At 38.0% G+C, this 5,770-nt stretch carries 7 protein-coding genes; all 7 read left to right on the top strand.

Annotated elements, in window-relative coordinates; all coding sequences use genetic code 11:
* Positions 1-200 precede the first annotated feature (200 nt).
* The 7 genes from pabA to lysS all read left to right on the top strand — a co-directional run bounded on the left by pabA (position 201) and on the right by lysS (position 5,457).
* Complete coding sequence (pabA, locus tag ACR65M_RS26315; RefSeq protein WP_341329594.1) at positions 201-797, top strand: aminodeoxychorismate/anthranilate synthase component II; 597 nt, start codon at positions 201-203, stop codon at positions 795-797.
* Positions 798-888: 91 nt separating this feature from the next.
* Positions 889-1,731 carry a dihydropteroate synthase gene (gene folP / locus ACR65M_RS26310; RefSeq protein ID WP_341329595.1) on the top strand — a complete coding sequence of 281 codons (843 nt, stop codon included), beginning with the start codon at positions 889-891 and terminating at the stop codon, positions 1,729-1,731.
* Positions 1,732-1,736: 5 nt separating this feature from the next.
* Positions 1,737-2,099, top strand: coding sequence for a dihydroneopterin aldolase (folB, locus tag ACR65M_RS26305; RefSeq protein WP_341329596.1), 363 nt, complete (start codon positions 1,737-1,739; stop codon positions 2,097-2,099).
* Positions 2,099-2,623: a 2-amino-4-hydroxy-6-hydroxymethyldihydropteridine diphosphokinase gene (gene folK, locus ACR65M_RS26300; protein WP_341329597.1), complete on the top strand. Its 525-nt coding sequence runs from the start codon at positions 2,099-2,101 to the stop codon at positions 2,621-2,623. The genes folB and folK overlap by 1 nt, the downstream gene beginning before the upstream one ends.
* On the top strand, positions 2,575-2,787 hold the full coding sequence (locus tag ACR65M_RS26295; RefSeq protein WP_099353492.1) for a helix-turn-helix domain-containing protein: 213 nt from the start codon (positions 2,575-2,577) through the stop codon (positions 2,785-2,787). The genes folK and ACR65M_RS26295 overlap by 49 nt, the downstream gene beginning before the upstream one ends.
* Before the next feature lie 33 nt (positions 2,788-2,820).
* Positions 2,821-3,822: a tRNA dihydrouridine synthase DusB gene (gene dusB, locus ACR65M_RS26290; RefSeq protein WP_341329598.1), complete on the top strand. Its 1,002-nt coding sequence runs from the start codon at positions 2,821-2,823 to the stop codon at positions 3,820-3,822.
* A gap of 144 nt (positions 3,823-3,966) precedes the next feature.
* Positions 3,967-5,457 carry a lysine--tRNA ligase gene (lysS, locus tag ACR65M_RS26285; protein WP_341329599.1) on the top strand — a complete coding sequence of 497 codons (1,491 nt, stop codon included), beginning with the start codon at positions 3,967-3,969 and terminating at the stop codon, positions 5,455-5,457.
* The last annotated feature ends 313 nt before the right edge of the window (positions 5,458-5,770 follow it).

Genomic DNA, 5,770 nt, shown 5'->3' with positions numbered 1-5,770 from the left:
ATAGATAAAGGAGAACTTGAGTTCACTCAAATTCTCCTTTATCACTATTCGAAGCTAGTTATGTCCCAGCCTCTTTTTTCAATTCAATGGTGTACCAGTAATCGTATATCATGTAAAATATAAAAATAGACGATCTATAGATGCAAGCATAGAGCTGAGTGAAGTAGAGATTAAAAAATATGAGTATGAGGTGAGCTAAGATGATCGTAATGATTGATAATTATGACTCGTTTACATTTAATTTAGTGCAGTATGTGGGAGAATTAGGAGAAGAGATTATCGTCAAAAGAAATGATGAAACCACAGTCCAGGAAATAGAGGAGTTATCCCCCGATTTAATCATGATATCCCCCGGGCCTTGTACACCGAATGAGGCAGGGATAAGTCTAGAGACAATCTCTTATTTTGCAGGGCGTATCCCGATTTTTGGTGTTTGCCTTGGTCATCAATCAATTGCCCAAGCATTTGGTGGAGATGTAATTAAAGCCCAAAGGCTTATGCATGGGAAAACATCAGAAATGATACATGACGGTAAAACCATTTTTTCAGGACTTGATCAGCCTTTTACAGCTACTCGATATCATTCTCTAATCGTAAAAAAGGAAACCCTTCCTGCGTGTTTTGAAATATCAGCTGAAACAGCAGATGGTGAAATCATGGCCATCCGTCACAAGGAGTATCCAATCGAGGGTGTCCAATTTCATCCAGAGTCCATTATGACTAATGCTGGGAAGCAACTGATTGAAAATGTAGTTAAACAATTCATCAGTAATAAAAGTGAAGTAGGATCAAACTAAAAATCAGAGTGCCTGTTATTAGTACATATATCTATTACATTTTCAGAGACAGGCCTATATTGTATAAACGAATAACAAAGGAGTTTGAGAAATGGACCAAAGCAGAACGAGCAGACCAACACTAACATGTGGTCCTTATCAATTAGACTTTTCGAAAAAAACGATGATTATGGGAATTCTAAATATCACACCTGATTCATTTTCAGATGGTGGCTCCTATATTGACCTAGACGCGGCAATCCGTCACGCCAAAGAAATGGTCGAGAATGGTGCAGATATTATTGATGTTGGTGGTGAATCGACAAGGCCTGGACATGAAAGAATCTCTGATGAAGAAGAGATTGCTAGAGTGGTGCCAGTCATTAAGGCGTTAGTAAAGGAAGTTCACGTACCGATTTCGATTGATACCTATAAGTCTGAGGTAGCGAAGCAGGCAATTGAAGCAGGAGCGCACATTATTAATGATATTTGGGGTGCAAAAGCAGATCCTAAAATGGCAGAAGTGGCAGCAACCTATCAAGTGCCGATAATTCTCATGCATAACCGTGACAATAAAAACTATAAGAGTCTTATTGATGATATGATCGTTGATTTAAAAGAAAGTATTGAGATTGTGAGAGCTGCGGGTGTAAAGGATGAGAAGATTATCTTAGACCCAGGAGTAGGTTTTGCGAAAACCTTTGAAGGGAATATTGAAACGATTCGTCACCTGGACCGGTTTTCTGACCTAGGTTTTCCAATACTATTAGGAACGTCAAGGAAGTCTTTTATTGGAAAAATATTTGATTTGCCACCAAAGGAACGCGATGAAGCAACTGGCGCAACGACTTGCCTTGGTATCCAAAAGGGCTGCGATATTGTCCGTGTACACAATGTGATAGTGAATGCTAGACTTGCTAAAATGATGGATGTCCTTGTTGGTAAAGGAGAATAACAAAAATGGATAAGATCTATGTGAACCAAATGCAATTTTATGGTTATCATGGTGTTTTCACGGAAGAAACAAAGCTAGGCCAACGCTTCTTCGTGGACCTCATGGTAGAAGTGGATGTTAAACAAGCGGGTGAAACGGATAATTTAAATTACTCCGTTCATTATGGGGAGCTTTACAATCTATGTAAGGAGATTGTTGAAGGTAAGCCGTACAAATTGCTTGAGGCAGTAGCTGAAAAAATGACTACCGACATTTTAGCCCATTTTCCATTGGTCTCTAGCTGTACAATAAAAGTAATCAAGCCTGACCCACCAATACCAGGACAGCTTCAGTCAGTAGCGGTAGAGATCACAAGGAGTCGACAATAGTGAGTAATACAGCTTATATCGCCTTAGGTACAAATATAGGTAACCGGGAATCCTATTTACATTCAGCTTTACAAGCGATTCAAGAAAAAGATATCGATATTATCGGTTTTTCTTCAATTTATGAAACAGATCCCGTTGGTTATGAAGATCAAGACCGATTTTTAAATATGGTAATTAAAGTAAATACTGATTTACAACCATTGGATTTGCTAGAAGTTTTGCAGAGTATAGAGCATGAATCTGGTAGGGAAAGGAAAATAAGGTGGGGGCCTCGAACACTCGACCTTGACATTTTGCTGTTTAATCAAGAAAATATTGAAACAGAGCGTCTTATTGTCCCTCATCCCCGAATGACAGAGCGAGCTTTTGTTCTGGTACCATTAGCTGAAATAGACCAGAATTTAGAAATTCCAACAGTAACAAAGCCAATATCCTTACTACTAGACGAATTACAAGACAGAGAAGGTGTGCGTATATGGAAGCGGAGAAATGGGGAAGACGTATTCGTGCTTTTCGAAAATTAAAAGGGTATACCCAAGAGAGTTTGGCAAAAGACCTCGGGGTATCGGTGTCTCTTGTTGGAGAAGTAGAGCGGGGAACGCGAATGCCTAGTAAGATATTTTTACAAGAGGTTGCAGATATATTAAAAGTACCACTTGATGATTTACGTCCAAAAGAGGTTGATTAAATAGTATCAAAAATAGAAGGAGGGAGGGTTACCGTGTTAAAAATAGGCAATATCGAAATGAAGAACCAAGTTGTTCTTGCGCCGATGGCTGGGGTGTGTAACTCTGCGTTCCGTCTAACCGTTAAGGAATTTGGTGCAGGATTAGTTTGTGCAGAAATGGTAAGTGATAAAGCTATTCTCTATAAAAATGCGAGAACAATGGGGATGCTTTATATAGATGAACGTGAAAAGCCACTTAGCCTTCAAATTTTTGGAGGAGAAAAAGAAACATTAGTTGAAGCGGCAAAGTTTGTTGATAGAAACACAACTGCGGATATTATTGATATTAACATGGGATGCCCTGTACCAAAAATTACGAAATGTGATGCAGGGGCAAAGTGGCTATTAGATCCTAATAAGATTTATGAGATGGTTTCAGCGGTAGTTGATGCAGTTGACAAACCGGTTACTGTAAAAATGCGAATGGGCTGGGATGAAGACCATATTTTTGCGATTCAAAATGCTCAAGCGGTAGAACGTGCTGGCGGTCAAGCAGTAGCCGTGCATGGAAGAACTCGTGTTCAAATGTACGAAGGGTTTGCGAACTGGGATATTATTAAACAAGTAAAAGAATCAGTAAATATCCCCGTTATCGGAAATGGTGATGTTAAAACACCACAGGATGCGAGACGTATGCTTGACGAAACAGGATGTGACGGTGTAATGATTGGCCGTGCAGCGCTTGGAAACCCATGGATGATTTATCAAACAGTCAAATATTTAGAAACTGGTGAATTAACTGAAGAGCCAAGTGTAAGGAAAAAAATCGATGTATCAATTCTTCATTTAGATCGTTTAATTAACCTAAAGAATGAAAACGTTGCGGTAAGGGAATTCAGAAAACATGCTGCGTGGTATCTAAAAGGAATCCGCGGAAATGCAATAGTGCGTAATGACGTTAACAATTGCAATACACGAAATGAATTAGTGGCCGTTTTACAAAACTTCGTGGAAGAAGTAGAAAAAAAGCAAGAAAACAATGCTAAGGTTGTTTGACATCAATAGTTCCCTACACTATAATACCCGTAAGCAACCCACTGCCAGTTAATTACTGGCAGTTTTTCTGCTTTACGTTTATATTGGAATAGGACAAGTTATATATTTACGGTTTTTCATAGATGAGTGACAAAATAGGAGTTGATGGAAATGAATCATGAGGAATTAAATGACCAATTGATTGTCAGAAGAGAAAAGCTACATACATTGCGTGAAAAGGGAGTAGACCCTTTCGGAAAGAGATTTGAAAGAACTCACAGCACACGTGAGTTAATCGATTTATATGATGGTTTTACTAAAGAGCAATTAGATGAAAAAGAAATCACTGTTACAATTGCCGGCCGTATCATGACAAAGCGTGGTAAAGGGAAGGCTGGATTTACTCATATCCAAGATCTAACTAGTCAAATCCAGCTATATGTACGTCTAGATGCAGTTGGGGAAGAACAATATGAGATATTTAATATTGCTGACCTAGGAGATATTGTCGGAGTAACGGGTACAGTCTTCAAAACAAAAGTAGGGGAACTTTCTATAAAAGTAACTTCATTTGAGCTTTTATCAAAAGCATTACGTCCTCTACCAGATAAGTTCCATGGACTAAAGGACGTAGAGCAGCGCTATCGTCAACGCTATTTAGACTTAATCATGAGCCCGGAAAGCAAAGAAACGTTTATTACACGCAGTAAAATCATCCGAGCAATGAGACGCTATCTGGACGACCATGGTTATCTGGAAGTTGAAACACCAATGATGCATTCAATCCCAGGTGGAGCATCGGCGAAACCGTTCATTACTCATCATAATGCGTTAGATATCCCATTATATATGCGTATTGCGATTGAGTTACACCTAAAGCGCCTTATTGTTGGTGGTTTAGAAAAAGTATATGAAATCGGTCGTGTTTTCCGAAATGAAGGTGTATCAACTCGCCATAACCCTGAATTCACAATGATTGAGCTTTATGAAGCTTATGCAGACTATAAAGACATCATGAGTTTAACGGAAAACTTAGTCGCTCATATTGCACAAGAGGTATTAGGAACAACGACTGTAACCTATGGTGAATATGAGATTGACTTAAAGCCAGAGTGGAAACGACTCCACATGGTAGATGCCATTAAAGAATATGTAGGCGTAGATTTCTGGAAGGAAATGAGTGTAGAAGAAGCAAGACAGCTTGCTAAGGAACATAATGTTGAAATCAATGACAATATGCAGTACGGTCATATTGTTAATGAATTCTTTGAACAAAAAATTGAAGAGAAACTCATTCAACCAACATTCATTTATGGACATCCAGTAGAGATTTCGCCATTAGCGAAAAAGAATCCTGAAGATCCTAGATTCACAGATCGTTTCGAGCTATTCATTGTTGCTAGAGAACATGCTAATGCTTTCACAGAATTAAATGATCCGATTGATCAACGTCAAAGATTTGAAGCTCAGCTGAAAGAAAGAGAACAAGGAAATGACGAAGCACATATGATGGATGAAGATTTTGTAGAAGCATTAGAATATGGATTACCTCCAACAGGTGGATTAGGAATAGGAATAGATAGACTCGTTATGCTTTTAACTAATTCTCCTTCAATTAGGGATGTATTACTATTCCCACAAATGCGCAATAAATAATATGAGTAATAGAGTGGGTTTCCACTCTATTTTTTTATAGATTTACTCAAAAAACTTTTTTAGTATAATTTTTTTATTAAAAATGCTTGCCTTAATAGTTTAGAGGTGGTATATTATAAATCTGCCGCCGAGATGCGGTGATGAAATAAAAAAAATAAAAAAGTTATTGACTATCAAAATAATAAATGATATTATTATAAAGTTGCTTCAAGAGAGCAACGATAGCGAAACTTACGAAAGTTCTTTGAAAACTGAACACAATACAAGCGTCAACGTTTAATTCTAAAGTAACAAACTATTGAGCAATCAATAC

It is taken from the genome of Ferdinandcohnia sp. SAFN-114 (genome assembly GCF_059415045.1).
Note: the sequence above shows the minus strand (reverse complement) of the source record. Positions and strands in the feature narration are given on the sequence as shown.